Genomic DNA, 19756 nt, shown 5'->3' with positions numbered 1-19756 from the left:
CTATTCCTCATTTTCACTGCGAATCCGAAGCGAAAGGCCCGTGATCACGAGATTATCCTCGATCAGATAGTCCGGGAAATACCGCTCGAAGGCTTTCTCATAATAGTGAGCGGCGCCTCCGGTAATAACGAGCTTCGGTTTCGCCGCCTCTCCCATCGCTTCAAGTCCGCCGGAAATAAAACCGCGAACACAGTCCGTGATCCCGGTGGAAATCCCATCGCTCGAATTCTGAGGGAACGTCTGATACGTACCGCTCGGCACATGGAGTCTCGCGGTGCCCTGCTGAAGGCTCTTAAACATCATGGTCGGTCCCGGGGCGATACGTCCGCCCAGGTATTCGTATTCCCCCTCTCCCCGGCAGATGATGCTGTCCGCTGTCAGCGCGGTCCCCATCTGAACAATGAGAAGGTTCTCGTCCGGGTGTTTGCTCACAGCACCCAGCGCCGCGTACCAGCGATCAGGACCGAGCTTTGTATAGTCGTCATAGCGGTTGACCACATGAAAGGCGCCGTTAAATTCCCGCTGGCTTCCCAGCAGCTCAATCCTTGTCCGCTCACACACCTGCTGAACCGTACTGGCAATGACGCTGTGAGCCACTGTGCAGGCGTAAATCAGTTCCGGTCTCTGATGCCGGTAAAAGTCTCTCACCTGCTCGGCCAGCATCACCATGTCGCCATAGGTGATTACGCCGGTATTCTGAGGTGTTGTCGCTTCCGCCCACTTGAGAGCTGAGTTGCCGATATCAATCAGATAGGTTCTTTTCAATGCCTGCACCTTTCTCTATTTTTATTGCCAGTGGCCTATCCTACGCCAGCAGAGCAAAAAAAAGACCGGATTAACAGAAATCCGGTCTAGTAAAGGAGAGATGTCTCAGCAACTCATCTGTGATGAATCATGTTCCTGGAACCTTAACAGAAGCTGAAAGAAAGGCCCGCCGTCATTTGTATTTCCCGCTGTTACAATGAACTTAATAGATAGGTGAAATACCATAGGGGATGCACTATGAAATACAGGCTGCTCAAATTCATCATCGGCGTGCTGGCTCTTGTTGTGATCGGGCTTCTTGCCGCCCCCTGATACATTTCGGATCCCGATATTGAAAAGGCGATCGCCAAGGATCTCACTTTTGTCGCGGCCGGCCTCATTGTTCTTGCCGCTATCGGTTTCCTGGTCAATATGACGGACACCAAGATCCACGAAGATCAGGCCGCCGCTTCCGGGAAAACCGATTCCCCCTTCTCTGATAACAGTCTTTTTGACGCAAAGATCCGCGCGATGCATGAACGCGCGAAAAAAGGAATGCATGTCTACCCGGAAGGACACGTCTGCACGACCCAGATTTCTCCGATGGATCTGGTACTGAAGGCACTGGATCCGGACGATATCATCGTTGACTGCTACGGCAACGACAAAGAAGGCTATCGCACCCGGTTCTATGGATCGCTTGACGGCGGTACAAACTGGTATGAAATCAAGGTTCCGTCTTCTCCTGCTGACCGCAAAACCATGCTGAAAGTGGCACTGGGTCTTGCCTCCGTCCATGATTTCGCGAACCAGACCCGCATGAGACTCAGGGAAAAGATTGTTGCCGGAACAGATAACGGCGTCGACGTGGCTGAGCTTTCAAGCTGGGAAAAGTCTGTGAAGACTCCGGACCGCGAAGAACGGAAACTTGAAATGACAGACGGTGAGAAATCCGCCTGACACCCAGAGGTACCGATATACCAAAGGGCGCTTCATCACTGAAGCGCCCTTTTTTCGGCTCTTTCATTTAAAAGTCTCTCACCTTTCCACGAAGCTTTTTCACTTCGCTTCGCAAAGTCTTCGTCTGACGGACTCTGCGAATGCTTGCCCGGGTGGGTTTTGTCGGTATGCGGAAATCCGGTATTTCCGAAGCTCCATCAATCAGCTCTCGGAGCCTGCGGTACGCCTCCGCCAGATTCAGTTCCTGAGTACGGTTATTTTCCGCCCGGATCGTAATGACGCCGTCAGCCCCAAGCCGCCTGTCCCTCAGCGCGAGCAGTCTCGCTTTCAGTTTTTCAGGAAGTGAACTCGCCCGGATATCAAACTTCAGCTGAACCGCGGTCGCGACCTTATTCACATTCTGTCCGCCGGTGCCGCGGCTCCGTACCGCCGTCCATAACGCCTCTTCTGCTTTAAACTCGTAGTGAATCTTTCTCACGTGTCACCTTGCTTCAGTTCGGGGTGATCGCGGCTGTATGTTTAGGAGCACAGGAATCATGTCCTTACTGAAAATCGGTATTGCCGCCCTTGCCGTGGCGGTTTTGGTCACTGGCTGCGACCGCGCCGTTACCCGGATTTTTTCACCTTACGAAAACGACAGCCGGAATGTCAAGCGCATCGGCACCGCGGTCGGGTCCCCGATCTATCGGATCGTGGATGACGACATGAAGTGTGTGGCGATTTTTACGCCGCAGGGCGACAGCGCAGCCGTTTCCTGCGTGAAAACGGATGGAACACCCGCGAGCCCAGCCGCCGGGCAGACCGGCGGTTTTCTGAGCCGCTGAGCATTAGGTACAGAGCCGCTGCGGATCCTTAATGGGCCGCAGCGCGGCGGCGGAAGCGGATCGGACGGCCGTGGGTGACGTGCTTTTCCTCACGCGTCGCCAGCCAGCAGATAAAGGATCCGATTACCACGAGCGCCACACCCTGCCAGAAGACCAGCGTCAGGGTGGCACCCAGCATCAGTGCGCCAAGCAGGCAGGACAGCACCGGGGTGAAGTAGGACCCAATCGCGAGAACCGTCATGCTGCCCTTCTGCACACCATAGGTCCACACGGCATAGGCGCCGCCAAACACACAGCCCGCGGCAATACAGAGCAGGAAGCCGTTCCAGGTCGGAGCGGGTGCTTCAAGACCGCCGGAAAGGAAAATCCCGGCAAAAATCAACGCGTCAATACCGAAAATAATCGGGGTCGGATTCTGACCATTCCCCCAAGCGCGGCTCGCGGAACTGAAGAGCGCCCAGGCAAACGGCACCGAGAGCGGCAAGACCATAAGCAATCGGATTCTCGGCAATATGACCGGCAATCTCAAGCGGATGGAATCCGTGGCCTCCCGCCTGCACGAGTCCAAGGCCCGCAAGCGTAAAGAGGAATCCGATTGTCACATACCAGCGGGCTTTCTGATGATTGAAAAGCACCGCGCAGATCACCGTAAGACTCGGCCAGAGGTAATTCACCATGCCGACCTCAAGCGTCTGGCGGCCGCCCTCAGAAAACTGCAGCGAGAACGTGAAGCAGAGCGAGCAGATAACAGAAAGCGGGAGCCCGAGGAAGAGATACTTCTTCGAGTACCTGGACAGATGAGGAATCCCGAAAACGAACAGCGTAAAGAGCATTCCGATCACGTAGCAGATCGTGAGACCCTGAGCCATTCCAAAGACTTCCTCAAGCGACCGGATGAGTCCGACCGACATACCCCAGCAAACCGGTGCGAGAAGCCCAACGAGGGTCGCCCGATCTTTTTCCTGCAGCATAAGAAAAATGTCCAGCAAAGAAGAAATTCAGGAACGGATTTCTATGCCTAATTTTCTTGATTATTTTGCGTTTAGTCTTAATATTGAGTCCCGCGTAGTAGGGATGTTCCCCAACTTCTTGAGGAGAGTAAAACTATGGATCTTTCTTCGGTAATGAACCCGAAGTCGATCGTGCTTGTCGGTGCATCGACCCGTGATCACACAATTGGCCATGACCTGCTGCATCGTCTGATCGATTACGGCTTCCAGGGCGACCTTTATCTGGTCAATCCGAAGGGAGGCATCCTGGAGGGCCGTGAGGTTTATACGAGCGTGTCCGCTCTCCCCGATGGCATCGATCTCGCCATCATCGCGATCAACGCGAAATACATGCTGGATACGATCGATCAGTGCCACGAAAGAGGGATCAAGGGCATTGTCGTGATTTCGGCCGGATTCAAGGAAACCGGCGCGGAAGGTCTGGCGCTCGAAAAGGCTCTGACTGAACGCGTACATCAGTACGGGATGACGATGGTCGGCCCGAACTGCCTCGGTGTCGTGAATACGAACCCGGCGGTCCGTATGGACGGCTGCTTTGCTGAGACGCTGCCCCGCCGCGGCGACATTGGTTTCGTTTCTCAGTCCGGCGCTCTCGGCGGCGGCATCCTAAATATTCTGAAGGACCTCGGCATTGGCTTTGCCCAGTTCATTTCGATCGGCAATCAGGCTGACGTGAATGCGGCAAGCGCGATTGAATTCTGGGAAAACGAAGAGGATGTGCATCAGATCCTCCTCTATATGGAATCGATTCTCGACCCGAAGGCGTTCCGCAAGCTCGCTACCCGTGTGTCGAAAAAGAAGCCGATTCTTGCTCTGAAGGCCGGCCGGTCCGCCGCCGGCGCGAGTGCCGCCTCCTCCCACACCGGATCTCTTGCCGGCGCCGACAAGGCTGCGGACGCGCTGCTTCGTCAGTCCGGCGTGATCCGCGAGAAATCCCTCAGCGATCTCTTTTCGTCTGCCAAGGCTTTCTCGCTCTGCCCGCTTCCGAAGGGCGATCGGATTGCCATTATCACGAACTCGGGCGGCCCCGCCATTATGGCGACCGACGCGGTCGAGGACTTCGGCATGCAGATGGCAAAGCTTTCCGAAGAGACCAAGGAAACGCTTCGCTCATTCCTTCCGTCCGCTGCCTCGGTGAAGAACCCGGTCGACATGATCGCCTCTGCCCCGCTCGAGCATTACCGCAGAACGCTTGAAACCGTCATCGCGGACGACGGCGTCGACATGATCCTCACGATCTATCTGCCGTTCCTCGGTCTTAAAGACACGGATGTCGCGGACGCGATCATGGATATCCGGGCGAAGCACCCCGAGAAGCCGATTGTCGGCGTCTTTATGACGACGCAGGAATTCTTCTCGTCGCTCGCCGATAAGAATGTGACCGTTCCGTTCTATATGTATTCAGAGGAAGGCATCGCGGCCCTTGATCGTCTTAACCGTCAGCGGAAGTGGGTTGAGAAGCCGGAAGGCCGGATCGAACGCTTTGCCGTGGACCAGGAAAAAGCCAAGGCAATCATCGCCGGTGCTGACGCGGAATCCCGCGACACGCTGACCACCAAGGAAAGCATCGCGCTGCTCGATGCCTACGGCGTCCGTGTCTGCCGCTCCGCTCTTGCGAAGACGGAAGATGAGGCCGTCGCTATCGCGAATTCAATCGGTTATCCGATCGTGATGAAGATGACCTCAAAGACCACCTCCCACAAGACTGACGTGGGCGGCGTGCGTGTCGGCATCGCCTCTGAAGAAGCCCTCAGGCGTGAATACCGCGACCTGATCGCGAAGCTCACTGAACGCGGACTCGATAAAGGCCTTGAAGGCGTTCTGATCCAGGAAATGGTGAAGAGCTCGCGCGAAATGGTGTGCGGTCTCGCGACCGATCCTCAGTACGGCCCGATGATCATGTTCGGTCTCGGCGGTGTGTTCGTCGAAGTGCTGAAGGATATTTCCTTCCGCATTGCTCCGCTCACGGATCAGGACGCGTCTGAAATGGTGCGCTCCGTCAAGGCCTGGAAGCTTCTCGAGGGTGTCCGCGGTCTCCCGCGCGCCCAAACCGATAAAATCGAGGAAACTCTTCTCAGGCTGTCCCAGCTGGTGACGGATTTCCCCCGTGTTTCCGAGCTCGATATCAATCCGCTCATGATTTCCGATAAGGATGGTGAAGCGATTGCGGTCGACGCCCGGGTGAAGCTCGCGAAGGCATAAGCTTTCAGCCGGCTTTGCACGGCGTAATACCGGATCTGACCGGGCCAGTCTTTAACAGACGGCCCGGTTTTTTCATGCTTACCTTTATCATCAGACACCTGCAGGAAACGGCAATCGCCGCTCTCATTCTCACGGCTGCGGCCGCGATTCTCACGGACTCGGCCTGGGCCGCGGTCATTGGCGGCGCTCTGACGCTCGAGCTCTACGCCTGGCTGGGCGGCCGGTACGCCTATCTGAACGCGCGGCAGGCTGAAATCGACGCCTTACGCCCGAGCCTCGCCGCGTCACCGTCAGACTTTGACCGGGAGTATGTCACCGAGCACGTCAGACCCGGTGACCTCATTGAGCCCCGGAACTCCGGAACATCCGCGGATAAAAAGACGTCTGTCGTCACGCTTTTCCACGGTCACTACCGGCCGATCGCCCGGCTCATCGTTTCGTCTGACGATCCTCTCCCCGGCGCGCTCTCCAAAGGGGCCTTTTTCGGACGGGTCAAATCGGTTCCGGATGGTAATACCGGAGAATTCAGGATAGAAATTCAGGCCAAATCCCCGAAGGACGACAGACTCATCTAAAATAAATAGCCAGAAAGCGGGAGTCTCCGTTTTTCGCCTCAGCACCTCACACCAAAGTCGGGAAAACATGCACTCAAAAACCTTTACCCCGATAGCAGGAAAGATCCTGCTCATTCTTGCCGGCAGCGCATTTTTCGCTCTGCCCGCGTCTGCGACTCCGCACGACACTGAAGATCCGCTTTCCTTTATCTTCTTTACGCCTCCGGAACCTGCCGCGGCGCCGGCCCCTGCCCCGCTTCCTGATGCTGAAGCCGCTCCCGCGCCGACCAAATTCGGGCTCAAGATTGTTAAAACCGTGAAGCAGCAGCTTGGCACGCCATACCGCTACGGCGAAGAAGAGCCTGACAGCGGTTTTGACTGCTCGGGGCTTGTCTGGTGGGTCTACCGGCAGCACGGCGTTAACCTTCCCCGCACGACGACTGAACTCGCGAAGATTGGAGAAGATATTCCGCTTTCTTACGCCCATATCGGTGACATCATTATTTTCCGTACCGGACACGGAGCCACGGGGCTGCATACCGGTATTCTCACCGGCCCATCCCGCTTTATTCACGCTCCCCGCACCGGAAAGAACGTGATGGAAAGCACTCTGAATGAATACTGGGCTCCGAGAATCGTGACGATCCGCCATGTGCGCGGTCTCCGTCTCCCGGAACGGTTCCCCTCTGCGGACGAGATTTCTCTTGCGCTGAGCCAGATGAATCCGGCTGATTTCGGCAGCGCCCCCGAAGCCGATACGTCGATTGATCCTCTTTTTGACGCTATTGCACTCGGTGAATCCGAGCCCGCCCGCCTTGGGCCAGCGAACACCGTGAAGAACAGCGTGAAGTCGACCCGTCACCGCTACGTGCTCGCGAAGAACGAAGTGGTTCCCGCGCGCGAGGCTCTGCAGGCAAAGGCTGTAAAGACCTCTGCCAAAGCTGCTTCGAAGCCAGCCGTTCAGACCGCAAAGACCGCCCGCAAAGCAAAGCCCGGTTTTACCCGTACGTCGCTTCGCGGCTACCGTTCCGCTCACCGCCGTGCCGCGCAGCCAAACATCTGATCAATAAGGCATCTGCAGGATGGTTTACCCCGTTTCCTATAACGATTACACGAAAAAAACACCTCTTCTTGACCGTTTCATCCGCTACGCGCTGATCCCGACAGGATCAGATCCGGAAAGCCAAGCGTCCCCGAGCGCCGCGCGGGAATTTGATCTCGCGCGGGTTCTTGAGTCTGAACTCCGGGCTCTCGGCGCAAAGGATGTGACGCTTTCCGAAAAAGGCGTGGTCACCGCGACGATTCCCGCGTCCGCCGGAGCTGAAAAAGCGCCCGTGATTCTCCTCAATTCCCACATGGATACGTCACCTGAAGCCTCCTGTGAGGGCATTCATCCTCAGGTGGCGGAAGCCTGGAACGGAGACGCGATCGCACTCGACCCGGAAAACAAAATCCGTCTTGATCCGGAAGTATTCCCTGAACTCAGGCGCCATATCGGTGAAGACATCATCTGCACCGACGGCCGCACGCTTCTCGGCGCGGACGACAAAGCCGGGGTTGCCGCGATCATGAATGCCGCGGAGTGGTTCCTCACTCATCCGGATGATCCGCACGCTGAAATCCGGATTCTTTTCACACCGGATGAGGAAATCGGACGGGGTACGGATTCTGTTGATGTGCCGGGACTCCGCGCGTCGTACGGTTTCACGATCGACGGGGGCGATGTCGGTGGGCTTGAAAGCGAGACCTTTAACGCCGCCACTGCCCGGATAACCTTCACGGGGATTTCCGTTCATCCGGGTTCCGCCAAGGGAAAGATGGTGAACGCGGCGAAGCTGGCTGCACGATTCATTTCTCTCCTTCCTGAGTCTGAGTCTCCTGAAGAGACAGAGGGGCACGAAGGCTTCTTCCACCCGATCTCAATCTCTGGCGGCGTTGAGCATGCCGAAGTGATCCTCATCATCCGTGACCATGACCGCGGTGCCTTTGAGGACCGCAAGATGTGGCTCGCGGCACTTGTACAGAACTTCGATACCGGCCGTGCCGCTCCCGCGCAGGTGGTGATTCAGGATCAGTACCGCAATATGCGTGACTATCTCGCCGGGCACGAAAATATTCTGGACCTCGCCCGCGCGGCGTACCGCGACTGCGGAATCGAGCCGATTGAGGAGCCGGTCCGAGGCGGAACGGACGGCGCCTTCTTCTCCGCGAAGGGACTTCCCTGCCCGAATGTTTTCACCGGAGGCCTCAATTATCACGGTATCTACGAATGCATTCCGGCTCAGTCGCTTGAAAAAGCCGCAAATGCCGTGATCGCCATTCTGAGGCGTTCCGCCTCTCTACCCTAAATTCGTGATACGGTCTCGGGCCGCATTCGGATTTACCATTAGAATGAAAGGAAAGCGGGCTCCGCGCCCGCGGCCCTGACCTTTTTCTGGAGTCTCAGCCTATTCCGATTCTTCAAACACCTTAACCAGAAGGGACTTCTTTTATGGATTCCGTTTTACAGATGGTCGGGCTTCTGATCCTCGTCCTCTGCTCGGCGTTCTTCTCGATTTCCGAGATTTCACTCGCCGCCGCAAAGAATGTGAGACTTCAGGGGCTCTCCGAAGCAGGCGACCAGCGCGCCCGGGAAGTTATTGCGCTTAAGGCCAATCCCGGGCCCATGTTTACGATCGTCGAGATCGGCGTTAATGCCCTCGCTCTAGCCGGCGGTATTCTTGGGCAGGATGTTTTCATCCCCCTCTACAAATCGGCATTCATTCACGTGCTCAGCGACTCCTCCGCTGACACCGCAGCCTTCTGGCTCGCGTATCTCACCGCTACCCTCCTCTTCGTTCTCTTCGCTGACCTGATCCCACGCCGCTACGCCATGGCGCGCCCTGAATCATGCGCGATCCTCGTGATCCGCCCGATCACCTGGCTCAACTCGGTTCTGAAACCGGTTGTCTGGGCTCTGAACAGCTGCGCCACTTTTGCGATGAAGAAGCTTGGCATGCCGACGCACGCCGGTGAGCGAGTCACAACGGCAGACGTCCTCGCGACCGTGAACGCAGGCGTCAAAGAAGGTGTGATTGATCCTGAAGAGCGAAGCGTGATTGAAAACATCTTCTCGCTTGAAGACCGGACGGTCTCCACCGCTATGACGGCGCGCGACGATATCGTCTACTTTCTCAAAAACGAGAGCGACGAAAGTATCCGCACGAAAGTCGTCCAGAACCCGCATCATCAGTTCCTCGTCTGCGAGAAGACGATCGATAACGTCGCGGGTTACGTGGACAGCAAGCAGCTTCTCACCCGCCTGGTTCAGGGAAAGCGTCTGGATCTGACGGAAAAGGGGCTCCTCAGCCCTGTGAAAATGATTCCGGAAAGCCTCTCCATGTCGGAAACGATTGAAGAAATCCGGAACACCATGGCTGACTTTGTGGTGGTGATCAATGAGTATGGTGAAGTGGCCGGTCTCATTACCCTGAATGACGTGATGAACACCATCATGGGCGAAATGGTCGGCCTGGATGAGGACGCCCAGATCGTGAAGCGCGATGAAAACTCGTGGCTCGTTGAAGGCTCCACCTCGCTTTACGAACTGGAGAACACGTTCGATCTCCCGGATATTGAAGACAATCCGCCGTATGAAACCGCGGGCGGTCTCGTCATGTTCCTTCTCCGCCGCATTCCGAAGAGAACCGATAAGCTCACGTTCGGCGGCTATCAGTTCGAAGTGGTGGACGTGGATAAGAACCGCGTCGATCAGCTGCTTGTCACAAAGCTGCCGAAGGGCGGGATCCCGAAGCCCAATTCCGATACCACCGCGAATACCAGGAATCAGACCCCGTCCGGAAATACTCCGCAGGATATTTCCGAAACACATTAAGCCCATCATCCTAAGGGGAAGCACGCCTGGCCCCCGCTTATAACGGGGAGCCTATACTGAGAGGGATTCACGAAGCCCTGTTTTAAGTGATTCATTAATTAAAACAGGGAATTATGAAAACACCTCAAAGGAGAATTGGCGTGAATACAGGATTTGCTCTCAGACTGACCGCAGCCGCGGTCGCGGCCTGCGTCGCCACGGGCGCTGGAGCCGCAGTCAAGGACGGAACCTTTACCGGAACCGGGAACGGCCGCGGCGGTCAGATTACCGCTGCTGTGACGTTCAAGGGCGGAAAGATCGCCGATGTCAAAATCACGAAGCAGACAGAAACCGTCGGGGTTTCGGACTCCGCGCTCAGGATTCTTCCGAAGGAAATTGCTGAGAAGAACACCCTGAAACTCAATGCGGTGTCCGGTGCCACGCTTACAAGCCGCGGAATCCTTGAAGCCGTGAGGAACGCTGTCAAGGCGGCCGGCGGCACCGATAAGGACTTCATGACAGCCCCGGTTGCCGTGAAGAAGACCGCCAAAGCGGCTCCGAAAGAAATCAAGACTGACATTCTCGTGATCGGCGGCGGCGCGAGCGGCATCACCGCTGCAGTCCGAGCCGCGACTCTCGGCGAAAAAGTCATTCTCATTGAAAAGATGCCGAATATCGGCGGCGACACGCAGCTGAACGCCGGCACCCTGATCGCTACCGGCTCCCGCTATCAGCGTGAGGTGATGAAGGAAACGAAGGACAGCCCTGAGCTCGCCTACAAAGACATCATGAAGGCCGGCAAAAATAAGAATGATCCGGTCCTCGTTCACATGACAACGCAGAACGCGGGCAAAGTGGTCGACTGGCTGATTGATGACCTGAAGATTCCGTACGGACCGGCTGCCACGCAGTATCCGGATCACTCCGCAAACCGTCAGCTCGGTGTCGAGGGGCGCTCCGTCAACTTCCTTCGCCTGATGAGCAACGAGCTGAAGAAGAACGGCGGCGTCATCATGACGGACCCCGGGCGCAGAAATTCATTCTCGATAAGAAGGGCAATGTCATCGGCGTGAAGGCGCGTCTCGCGGACGGTGCCTATGTGAACTTCTCCGAAAAGGCGACTATTCTCGCCTCCGGCGGCTACGGCGCAAACCGCTCGATGCTCCCGAAGAAAGTCGCTCAGGGACTTTTCTACGGTCTTGACTCCGATAGCGGTGACGGTCTGAAAATGGGCCGCGAGATAGGGGCCGGAACGATCAATCTGGACCTCGTGAAGCAGTACCCGCAGGGCGTTGAAACGACTCCGCATCACGGTCTTGCCGCCACGGCTTCCTCGACCGACACGATGAAGAAGTCGGGAGCCATCTACGTGAATTCCGATGGCCGCCGCATTGTTGATGAGCTCCAAGGACTTGGAACTCTCACCGATGTTACGAAGGCTCAGAAGGGCCAGATCATGTATATCGTGATGGATCAGGCCGCGTGGAAGGAATACGTCGCGAAGTCACTCGAGGACAAGCTGGTCGCTTCCGAAGCCGATCTCTACAAGTGGGAAAAGATCGTGAACAACGGCCGCCCCGTCATGGCTGAGGGTAAGACACTCGCTGAAGCCGCGAAGAAAATGGGGATCAACGCAGCGCAGCTGCAGAAGACTGTTGACCGCTGGAACGGTTTTGTGAAAGCCGGAAAGGACGCGGATTTCGGCCGCAAGGTGCTGAAGCCGCTTGCCGGAGGCCCTTACTACATCGTGGAGCAGAAAGTCCGTTTCTGCACAACGCTCGGCGGTCTGAAGGCTAACGGCAGCATGCAGATTCTGAAGAAGAACGGCAGGCCGATCGGCAATCTCTATGGCGCCGGCTGCGTTGTTGGGGGCGCGAACGGCGCTGACTCAATGACCGCCATGATGAATTCCTGGGCCATTATCTCGGGCTACGTCGCCGCGGATTCCGCAGTGAAGAGCCTGAAGAAGTGAAAAATCACTCCGGTTTCGGCTGAGTGATCAGGGGGCGGCGCGGGATCCTTCGCGCCGCTCTTATTCCATCCGGTCCCCCATCCCCTCTTTCCGCAAAAAGCCTCAGGTCTTTTTTACGCGTTCATATAATAACAATTATCATTAACATTTAGAGAACGGTTATGTCCGATTTTTCACTCGTACTCCAGATGGCAGCGCTCGGTACCGGGTTCTGCTTTCTGATGACGACGCTTGGCGCGGCATCTGTCCTCTTCACCGGAAAAGAATCCAGTCCCGCGTTCCAGAGAATTTCTCTGGGATTCGCTGCCGGCATTATGGTGGCGGCGAGCGTCTGGAGTCTTCTGATTCCATCCCTTGAAGCGAGCAGCAAAGACGCTATTCCGTGGCTCCCTGCCACCGGCGGCTTCGTGCTTGGTATCGCTTTTCTTCTTCTGATGGATAAGACAATCCCCCACTGGCATCCGGCGGAGGATTCCCCTGAAGGACCGAAGTCCAACCACTCGCGTACAGAACTTCTCGTTGCCGCGGTAACGCTTCACAACATCCCGGAAGGAATGTCTGTCGGGCTTGCTTTCGCGATGGCCGCGATCACGGGAGAGGCAAGCACGCTTTCCGCCGCAGGCGCTCTCGCGCTTGGCATCGGGATTCAGAATATTCCGGAAGGCGCCGCGGTTGCGCTCCCGCTGAAAGACGCCGGTCAGTCGCGCGTCAGGGCTTTTATCGGCGGGTCGCTTTCCGGGATCGTGGAGCCGATCTTCGGGATTCTCGTGGTTTTCGCGGCCTCCTTTATCCAGCCCTACATGCCCTGGCTTCTCGGGTTCGCGGCAGGCGCCATGATGTTTGTGGTGGTTGAGGAGCTGATTCCCGCGGCGCATCTCGACTCCAAGCGTCACGACTCCACGCTCGCTGTCATGGCGGGATTCCTGCTCATGATGGTGCTTGACACCTCGCTCGGTTAACCGCGGAAACCGCTTTCACTATCAAAAAGGGAGACAGGCCGCAAAGCCTGTCTCCCCCAAACTCCCGGAACATAGCTCCGGGATTTTTTCATTCTGGAAAAAATTCCTAGTAAATTTAAATAGTTGAGATTGATATTAAGGGTAATTCTTGGTATTATAGTCTATAAATATTGATAAAGACTATTATGGCTCGACCAAGAACTCTACCAGACAACCATTTCCGTTTCTCCACCTTCAGAAAAGGAGATTCCACCTATGTTTATGGCTATAGAAATGAGTGGGATCCGGTGAAGAAACAGTCAAGAATTGCCAAAAGGATTTATGTCGGCACGCTCAATGAAGCAACCGGAAGACTTAGACTGGGCAAAAAGTACTTATCCAATCATCCTGAGTATGAAGGCAAGACGCTTTACTTTGAAAATCGTACCCTCGTTGAAAGATCCGAGCAGGATGCTGCAGAAGAAGTTCAACAGCGCGAGCAGTCATGGGCTTCAAACAACCTTTCTTACGCTGCCACCTGGGCCCTTTGGCAGTTCGCCTCCAAGAACCGAATTCTGCAAAACCTGCAGGCGGCGTTCGGAAAACAATTAGGAACCGGCCTTCTGGCTTTGGCCGTCTATCAGCTCTTAGACGGGGGCGCCATGAACGGCTATGAAGACTGGCTTCCCGACAACTGGCTTCCTGTAAGCGCTCCTTTAAGCTCTCAGCGCATCAGCGAACTGCTTGCTCAAGTCGACCATGAGGACATGGTTAATTATTTCCGTTTACGATTTGACCGATCCAAGCAGAATTATCAGAAATGGCTTGAGGAAATAAAACAAAAGGCTCAGAAGCAGGGCTCGGCCATGCCGCCTTCAACTCTGCAAAAGATGTATATGGCGCTGGACTCCACGGCAATAAGTACCTTCTCTATGACAATCGAGGATGCGGCTTACGGGCACGCCAAACAGAATCCTGAACTCAAACAGATAAACCTTACGCTTGCCGTGGATTTCTTGAACGGAGACGTCTGCTATGCCAGAGAAGACGAAGGCTCGATAACCGATAAGTCGGTCTACAAATCCATCCTGGCTCAGATGAAAAGCTACGGCTTTGATCTTGACGAGACAGTCCTGGTGACCGACCGGGGTTACTCTTCCCTAATGAATCTTCAGAATCTTTTTAATACCGATGTCAGCTTCGTCGCCGGCGTTCCTATCGTGGAAAAGGGTTTAAAAGATAAATTTACAAAGTTCCGTGAAGCACTTTGCGACCTCGCTTTTTACAACAGTGAGTATGAAGTTTATTGCCGAACCATAAAAGAAGACTGGAAGCAAAACACAGAGGCCGGCTCAGTAAATCGTGACTGCTTCGTGCATCTGTATCGGTTCCCGGAAATTGCGCTCTCTCAGCAGAAGCAGCTACTAAAGAAAATAGATAAGGTCTTAGATAAAAAACGCGATGGAAAAGTCGTAGATCGAGATGACTGGAACTTCGCTGCCCGCTTCATAACTGAGTGCAAAGAAGAGCAAGACGGCAAGGAAAGGAAAATATGGGAGAAAAACCTCGAGGCTCTCAGACTCTGGGAACGCACTGCCGGCTGCTTTGTTATCCGCAGCGACTGGCTCGAAGATCCGATCGAGGCTCTAAGAATTTACAGGCGCAGGAATATCGTTGAGGTGGCTTTCCGACAGTTTAAAGTCCTTAACGGAGGAGACCGACTGCAGGCAACCCAAACCTCTTACATGGGCAAATTGATGGTACACATAATCGCTCAGTCTCTGAGGATGGCTATAACAGTGCAGGCTAAAAAAAGAGAAACTCAGGAATTAAAACTCCCCGATAACTCGGTGGAAAAGTTACTGGCCGCATTGAAGAGGATCAGAGCGGTGAGGGCACCAACGAGAGCTACATGGGTTGTGGAGCCTCTGACGAAAAAAGCCCAAGACATGCTTGAGCTTTTAAACCTGCCTAAACCTCCCATGACGTTTAAGTCAATATAGAACTATGTCACGGGAGTTCAGGGTCTCCCTTCTTTCTTATGCAGCGCCTCCACGATTCGGGAGGCGATTCACATGCTTACTTCAGCTCCGTGAAAGGCTTGCCTTCGGAGGCGGCCTTTGCGCTGTCACCCGCGAGGACAAACGTGAAGTCGTCCGTCTTCACGAGCTTCTTCACGGCGCGGTTCACATCATCCACCGTCAGACGGCTGATAGCCTGATCAAGCTCAAGGCTCTTCGTCCAGTCAGCGTCCTCAGCAAGGTAGCTCACCCAGCCGGTCGCAAGCATCGTGTCCTGGGAACGGTTCACGGAACGGGATTCGAGAAGACCCTTCTTCGCTTCCTCCACTTCCTTCTCCGTCACGCCGTCCTTCGCGACACGGGCAAATTCTTCCCGCATGTCGCTCTCGGCGTGTGCGAGGTTCTGCGGCGCGGCGATCGCGAGAGCAATCCAGCTCGCGCGGTTACCGAAAGTCTTCAGAACGATCGTGCTGTAAACCGAGTAAGAGAGGCCGTCCTTCTGACGGAGACGATCCGCAAGACGGTTCGAGAGGCCGGAACCGCCGCCGATAATCCAGTCAGCCACAATCAGCGCCGCGGCGTCCGGATCATCCATATTCGCCGCGAAATCGCGGCGCGCCATCAGAAAGGCGTTCTCTTTCTGCGGCGTATCAATCACGATCCGCTTCGGAGCCACCAGACGGTACTCGGAATCCACGCGGACAAACGGCGTCTCAGATTTCTTCGTGAAGGAGTCAGCGATTGCCGCCTTCACTTCCTTCGGATCAAAGTCGCCGACCACCGCGATATCCGCGGTCGCTGTCTGGAAGACGCTGTCATAGAACTCCTTCACCTGTTCATCCGTCATCGAACCGATGCGGTCCACGATTTCCTGACTCGTCAGACGGTTGCGGGCATCCCCTTCAGGATAGGTTCTGAAGTGACGGCTCATCGCGTCAATCGCAAGCGTCGTCGGATTGTCGAGCTTCGCCTGGTTGGAGGTCGCCACCTGACGCGCGAGCTTCGTGAATTCGTCCTTCGGGAAGGAGGCGTCACGCATCAGTCCGCCCACAAACCGGAGCGCGTCCGCGATATGGACGCGGTCCGTCGTGAAGCTCGTGATATCACCGTCGATCTTGAGAGCGGTGAAGCGGTCCGAGATCTCTTCATACGTGAGATCCTTCGTGCCCCGGGTCAGCATCATCTCGAGAAGCGTCTTCTCGAGCTGCTTCCCCTTAAGCGCCGCGTCGTTTCCGATATTGAGACGGATTTCAACAGTCACCGTTTCGCCGCGGTTCTTCTTCGGGAGAAGAGCGAGCTTCATAGAGCCGGTCTTCACGACTTCGGTGCGGGCATTGATGTTCTGCTGCGAGTTATCAAACGCTTCAGCCTCTTCGCCCTTCTCATTGAAGTGATGAGACGCGATCTGCTCCGCGATCGGAATACGCTTCGGCATCGCGGCACGCCTGGAGGCCGTCTCCGGAAGGAACATACCGACCACACGGTTATCGCGGACAAAGTACCGGGAAACCGCGCCGGCCACACCTTCAGGCGTCATATCGGCGAGCTCATCCCGGCCGATGAAGAAAAGTCTCCAGTCACCCTGCCCGATGTACTCAGAAAGCTCCACGCCGAATTCCTCGGGGTCCGAGAACATGCGGTCATAATCCGTCCGCTCGTCCTCAACCGCCACCTTCATTTCGCTTTCGGTCGGCGCCTTTTCGCTGAAGGACTCTTCAAGCGTCTTCACCATGGCGTCGCGCACCTTCGCTTCATCTCCGGTCTTCTTGAGAAGCGCGCCGATGAAGACAAAGCCAGGATCCTTTCCGGGGATCGAGAAACCAAACACCTTTTCAGCGAGTCCCGTGTCAACCAGCGCCTTATAGAGACGCCCCTTCGGGCTGTCAGTCAGAATCGAGACCCCCAGCGCCACGCGATGGAAGTCCGGGTCGTTTGAGGCCGGCACGCGGTAGCCGACCGCGACAAACTTCGCTTCCCCCGGACGGCGCACCGTGAAAGAACGCTCACCGTCAGCCACAGGCTCAACGGTCCACTCTTCGGGCAGCTTCCGCTCAGGGCGCGGAATCGCGCCGAAAATCTCCTCAATCTTCGGCAGAACCTCAGCCGGATCAAACTTGCCGGAAACCGTCAGCACGGCATTGTCCGGCTGATAGTAACGGTGATAGAACGCCTGAAGATTCTCGATCTTCACGTTCTCGATATCGCTCCAGGCGCCGATTGTCGGCTTCCCGTAGTTATGCCAGTCAAAGAGGATGCACTGCATCCGCTTCAGCACGACGCTCACCGGGTCGTTCTCACCCATCTCGTACTCGTTCCGGACAACCGTCATCTCGGAATCGAGATCCTTCTTCGCAATGAAGGAATTCACCATGGCGTCCGCGCTCCAGTGAAGCGCCCAGTCCATGTTGTCATCGGTCGCTGTAAAGGACACGTGATAATTCGTGCGGTCGAGCCAGGTCGAACCGTTCATGCGGAATCCGCGGCGCGTGAATTCCTTCGTAGGAGACGGGAAATTCTTGGATCCCTTGAACATCAGATGCTCAAGAAGATGCGCCATGCCGGTTTCTCCGTAAGACTCATTCCGGGAGCCCACTTTGTATGTCATATTGACGGTGGCAGTGGGTTTTGACGCATCAGGGAAGAGAATAACGGACAGACCGTTCGGAAGGGTGTACTCAGTGATTCCTTCCACCACCGCGGCCTTAACGGCGCGGACGGGTTCGGAAGCCGGCTGAGCGGCCGCCCCGGCGGGAGCCGAGGCAAGACCCAGTACTGCAGAACCAGTAACCATAATGAACTTAAGTATCGATCTCATAAGAAAAAGGAAAAAAGAGGCGGCGGAGGGCATCTCATCAGGACTGAACCCGGGCGCTCTCCGCAGTCATTTCTTCCCGGCGACTGCGGATCCCCTGCCTCCTTTTGGGAGACGGGAACAAGCCGCCGGTTCGCCTTGCACGTAAGAGTCCTCCATCTTAGCGCACCGCAACGGTTTGTCACGCCTTTACACGCGGCGGAAATCGCAAATCCGCGCTGAATGTGCTAATTTCACTCTCTCTATATGGCTGAAGGTGTTTCAGCCGGCGTTTCGGAGCAGTATCCGTGAAACTACTTTTCGACCTTTTCCCGGTCATCCTTTTCTTCCTCTCCTTCAAGATTTCTGAAGCGAAGATCGACCAGACGATGGGAATCGTGAACCGGCTGCTTGGCAGCGGAATCGATCCCATGCAGGCGCCGGTGATTCTGGCGACCTCGGTCGCGATTGTCGCTTCAATCCTGCAGGTCGCCTTTGTGCTGCTGCGCGGCAAAAAGGTGGAAGTCATGCTGTGGCTGTCGCTCGCGATCGTTACGATCTTCGGCGGTCTCACGATCTGGCTCCACAATCCGCTTTTCATCAAGTGGAAGCCTACGATCCTCTACTGGATCTTTGCCTCGATCCTGATCTACGGCAGCATGACCGGAAAGAACTTCATTCATAAGCTGATCGGCGCTCAGATTGCCCTTCCCGCCAATATCTGGAAAAACCTCCAGAAGGGCTGGATCGGGTTCTTCATCGTAGTCGGGTTTATCAACCTCGCGGTTGCCTACTCGTTTTCCACGGAAGCCTGGGTTAACTTCAAGCTTTTCGGCCTTCTGGGTCTCACACTCGCTTTCACGCTCGCGATGGGTTTCTACATCGCGAAATACAGCCCCGAGTCCCTTGAAGACAACGTGAAGAGCGACGCCGCACCGAAATAATTCCGGGCAGAAGCCTTAACCCTCTGTCCAAATCATCTGTTTTTTTTGGAGTAGTTCCAATGCAAATGAAAGCCACCGCCGCCCTTCTCGCCGGCGTCATCTTCGCGAGCGCCCCGGCGTTCGCCGCTGTTTCTGACGTTACCGTGAACGGCCACAAGATCACGGCTGCCGAGCAGGAGCACCTGATTCAGGGCGCCGTCGCTCAGGGCAACCAGCGCACGCCTCAGCTTGAAGAGAATGTGAAGCACGCGCTCGTCGCTCAGGAAGTGCTCCTTGAGGAAGCTGCGAAGCAGAAGCTTGAAACGACGGACGCCGCCGTGCGCTCCGCTCTCCATCAGGCGAAGAACAACATCCTCTCGCAGGCTGTGATTGCGAAGTACATGAAGGCTCACCCGGTGACCGAAGCTGAAGTGCGCGCTGCCTACGATAAGGAAAAGGCCGCATACGGCGCGACTGAGTATCACGTGCGCCACATCCTCGTTGCCACTGAAGCTGACGCGGATAAGGTCCTGCAGCGCCTGAAGTCGGGTGAGGATTTCGCGAAGGTCGCGAAGGACGTCTCGATCGACACCGGCACGAAGGATAACGGCGGTGATCTTGACTGGGCTTCCCCGAGCTCCATGGTGAAGCCGTTCGGCGACGCGATGAAGGCTCAGAAGATCGGCGCCGTGAGCGCGAAGCCCGTGCACACCCAGTTCGGCTGGCATGTTCTCCAGGTGATGGAGTCGCGCCCGGCTGAACTCTTCCCGGCCTTCGACCGCGCAAAGCTGCAGATTGAGCAGAACCTGACCCGTGAGCGTGTGAACGCCTACGTGGACGGCCTCGTCGCGAAGGCGAAGATCCACTGAGATCTGAGCTGAACCCCCGGCTGGCGGCACCGCCCCGGCCGGAGCAGTAATGAAAAAGCAGCAGATTTTCATCTGCTGCTTTTTTTCGTTTCGCT

At 55.9% G+C, this 19756-nt stretch carries 19 protein-coding genes; 13 read left to right on the top strand and 6 right to left on the bottom strand.

The genetic code is table 11. The annotated features are described in order from the left end of the window. On the bottom strand, positions 1 to 774 hold the full coding sequence (locus BN1936_RS06850; protein ID WP_082164512.1) for a type III pantothenate kinase: 774 nt from the start codon (positions 772 to 774) through the stop codon (positions 1 to 3). Between the two features lie 96 nt (positions 775 to 870). Next, on the bottom strand, positions 871 to 1197 hold the full coding sequence (locus tag BN1936_RS06845; RefSeq protein ID WP_148521206.1) for a hypothetical protein: 327 nt from the start codon (positions 1195 to 1197) through the stop codon (positions 871 to 873). On the opposite strand from BN1936_RS06845, the gene BN1936_RS06840 reads away from it, so the two are divergent. Then, positions 1177 to 1704, top strand: coding sequence for a hypothetical protein (locus BN1936_RS06840; RefSeq protein WP_148521204.1), 528 nt, complete (start codon positions 1177 to 1179; stop codon positions 1702 to 1704). The two genes, BN1936_RS06845 and BN1936_RS06840, sit on opposite strands and share 21 nt — an antisense overlap. A gap of 67 nt (positions 1705 to 1771) precedes the next feature. Here the strand turns inward: BN1936_RS06840 and arfB are convergent, their stop codons facing one another. After that, on the bottom strand, positions 1772 to 2182 hold the full coding sequence (gene arfB / locus BN1936_RS06835; RefSeq protein WP_022442696.1) for an alternative ribosome rescue aminoacyl-tRNA hydrolase ArfB: 411 nt from the start codon (positions 2180 to 2182) through the stop codon (positions 1772 to 1774). Positions 2183 to 2240: 58 nt separating this feature from the next. Here arfB and BN1936_RS06830 point away from each other — a divergent pair, with 58 nt between their 5' ends. Next, the gene (locus BN1936_RS06830) at positions 2241 to 2528 is read left to right on the top strand and encodes a hypothetical protein (RefSeq protein WP_049687010.1); all 288 of its coding nucleotides are present in this window, start codon (positions 2241 to 2243) and stop codon (positions 2526 to 2528) included. 28 nt (positions 2529 to 2556) lie between these two features. Here the strand turns inward: BN1936_RS06830 and BN1936_RS06825 are convergent, their stop codons facing one another. Together BN1936_RS06825 and BN1936_RS06820 are read right to left on the bottom strand one after the other, a co-directional pair. Next, positions 2557 to 3018, bottom strand: a complete 462-nt coding sequence (locus tag BN1936_RS06825) for an EamA family transporter (protein ID WP_082164511.1) — start codon at positions 3016 to 3018, stop codon at positions 2557 to 2559. Then, positions 2915 to 3499 carry an EamA family transporter gene (locus tag BN1936_RS06820; protein ID WP_022443224.1) on the bottom strand — a complete coding sequence of 195 codons (585 nt, stop codon included), beginning with the start codon at positions 3497 to 3499 and terminating at the stop codon, positions 2915 to 2917. The genes BN1936_RS06825 and BN1936_RS06820 overlap by 104 nt, the downstream gene beginning before the upstream one ends. Before the next feature lie 135 nt (positions 3500 to 3634). Here BN1936_RS06820 and BN1936_RS06815 point away from each other — a divergent pair, with 135 nt between their 5' ends. The 9 genes from BN1936_RS06815 to BN1936_RS06780 all read left to right on the top strand — a co-directional run bounded on the left by BN1936_RS06815 (position 3635) and on the right by BN1936_RS06780 (position 15060). Next, positions 3635 to 5740 (top strand): acetate--CoA ligase family protein, encoded by a 2106-nt coding sequence (locus tag BN1936_RS06815; protein ID WP_049687007.1) that lies wholly within the window; start codon positions 3635 to 3637, stop codon positions 5738 to 5740. Between the two features lie 74 nt (positions 5741 to 5814). Further along, positions 5815 to 6315, top strand: a complete 501-nt coding sequence (locus BN1936_RS06810; RefSeq protein ID WP_049687006.1) for a hypothetical protein — start codon at positions 5815 to 5817, stop codon at positions 6313 to 6315. 67 nt (positions 6316 to 6382) lie between these two features. Further along, positions 6383 to 7357, top strand: coding sequence for an NlpC/P60 family protein (locus tag BN1936_RS11195; RefSeq protein ID WP_022443228.1), 975 nt, complete (start codon positions 6383 to 6385; stop codon positions 7355 to 7357). Positions 7358 to 7376: 19 nt separating this feature from the next. Beyond that, positions 7377 to 8642: a peptidase T gene (gene pepT / locus BN1936_RS06800; RefSeq protein WP_049687005.1), complete on the top strand. Its 1266-nt coding sequence runs from the start codon at positions 7377 to 7379 to the stop codon at positions 8640 to 8642. Positions 8643 to 8785: 143 nt separating this feature from the next. Then, positions 8786 to 10168: a hemolysin family protein gene (locus BN1936_RS06795; RefSeq protein ID WP_022443323.1), complete on the top strand. Its 1383-nt coding sequence runs from the start codon at positions 8786 to 8788 to the stop codon at positions 10166 to 10168. Between the two features lie 140 nt (positions 10169 to 10308). After that, positions 10309 to 11220 (top strand): FAD-dependent oxidoreductase, encoded by a 912-nt coding sequence (locus BN1936_RS11855; protein WP_267900968.1) that lies wholly within the window; start codon positions 10309 to 10311, stop codon positions 11218 to 11220. Next, complete coding sequence (locus tag BN1936_RS11850; protein WP_325058615.1) at positions 11217 to 12119, top strand: FAD-binding protein; 903 nt, start codon at positions 11217 to 11219, stop codon at positions 12117 to 12119. The genes BN1936_RS11855 and BN1936_RS11850 overlap by 4 nt, the downstream gene beginning before the upstream one ends. A 161-nt stretch (positions 12120 to 12280) precedes the next feature. After that, a complete protein-coding gene (locus BN1936_RS06785; protein WP_049687003.1) occupies positions 12281 to 13078 on the top strand; it encodes a ZIP family metal transporter in 798 nt (265 codons plus the stop codon). Between the two features lie 185 nt (positions 13079 to 13263). Further along, positions 13264 to 15060 (top strand): IS1634 family transposase, encoded by a 1797-nt coding sequence (locus BN1936_RS06780; protein ID WP_148521168.1) that lies wholly within the window; start codon positions 13264 to 13266, stop codon positions 15058 to 15060. 76 nt (positions 15061 to 15136) lie between these two features. On the opposite strand, the gene BN1936_RS06775 is transcribed toward BN1936_RS06780, so the two are convergent. Next, entirely contained in the window at positions 15137 to 17869 is a 2733-nt protein-coding gene (locus BN1936_RS06775) for a M16 family metallopeptidase (protein ID WP_187367758.1), read from the bottom strand. A 308-nt stretch (positions 17870 to 18177) separates the two neighbouring features. On the opposite strand from BN1936_RS06775, the gene BN1936_RS06770 reads away from it, so the two are divergent. Together BN1936_RS06770 and BN1936_RS06765 are read left to right on the top strand one after the other, a co-directional pair. Continuing rightward, positions 18178 to 18813: a septation protein A gene (locus BN1936_RS06770; protein WP_022442925.1), complete on the top strand. Its 636-nt coding sequence runs from the start codon at positions 18178 to 18180 to the stop codon at positions 18811 to 18813. 59 nt (positions 18814 to 18872) lie between these two features. Further along, positions 18873 to 19661, top strand: coding sequence for a peptidylprolyl isomerase (locus BN1936_RS06765; RefSeq protein WP_082164510.1), 789 nt, complete (start codon positions 18873 to 18875; stop codon positions 19659 to 19661). Positions 19662 to 19756: the final 95 nt, after the last annotated feature.

The sequence above is a fragment of the Dakarella massiliensis genome, from assembly GCF_001182045.1.
GTDB lineage: Bacteria > Pseudomonadota > Gammaproteobacteria > Burkholderiales > Burkholderiaceae_F > Mesosutterella > Mesosutterella massiliensis.
Note: the sequence above shows the minus strand (reverse complement) of the source record. Positions and strands in the feature narration are given on the sequence as shown.

Excerpts from the sequence above, each read along its gene's own strand:
- BN1936_RS06840 (WP_148521204.1), top strand. The coding sequence starts at position 1,177 with ATGACGGACACCAAGATCCACGAAGATCAGGCCGCCGCTTCCGGGAAA.
- BN1936_RS06830 (WP_049687010.1), top strand. The coding sequence starts at position 2,241 with ATGTCCTTACTGAAAATCGGTATTGCCGCCCTTGCCGTGGCGGTTTTG.
- BN1936_RS06825 (WP_082164511.1), bottom strand. The coding sequence starts at position 3,018 with ATGGTCTTGCCGCTCTCGGTGCCGTTTGCCTGGGCGCTCTTCAGTTCC.
- BN1936_RS06820 (WP_022443224.1), bottom strand. The coding sequence starts at position 3,499 with ATGCTGCAGGAAAAAGATCGGGCGACCCTCGTTGGGCTTCTCGCACCG.
- BN1936_RS06815 (WP_049687007.1), top strand. The coding sequence starts at position 3,635 with ATGGATCTTTCTTCGGTAATGAACCCGAAGTCGATCGTGCTTGTCGGT.
- BN1936_RS06810 (WP_049687006.1), top strand. The coding sequence starts at position 5,815 with ATGCTTACCTTTATCATCAGACACCTGCAGGAAACGGCAATCGCCGCT.
- BN1936_RS11195 (WP_022443228.1), top strand. The coding sequence starts at position 6,383 with ATGCACTCAAAAACCTTTACCCCGATAGCAGGAAAGATCCTGCTCATT.
- pepT (WP_049687005.1), top strand. The coding sequence starts at position 7,377 with ATGGTTTACCCCGTTTCCTATAACGATTACACGAAAAAAACACCTCTT.
- BN1936_RS06795 (WP_022443323.1), top strand. The coding sequence starts at position 8,786 with ATGGATTCCGTTTTACAGATGGTCGGGCTTCTGATCCTCGTCCTCTGC.
- BN1936_RS06785 (WP_049687003.1), top strand. The coding sequence starts at position 12,281 with ATGTCCGATTTTTCACTCGTACTCCAGATGGCAGCGCTCGGTACCGGG.
- BN1936_RS06780 (WP_148521168.1), top strand. The coding sequence starts at position 13,264 with ATGGCTCGACCAAGAACTCTACCAGACAACCATTTCCGTTTCTCCACC.
- BN1936_RS06775 (WP_187367758.1), bottom strand. The coding sequence starts at position 17,869 with ATGGTTACTGGTTCTGCAGTACTGGGTCTTGCCTCGGCTCCCGCCGGG.
- BN1936_RS06765 (WP_082164510.1), top strand. The coding sequence starts at position 18,873 with ATGCAAATGAAAGCCACCGCCGCCCTTCTCGCCGGCGTCATCTTCGCG.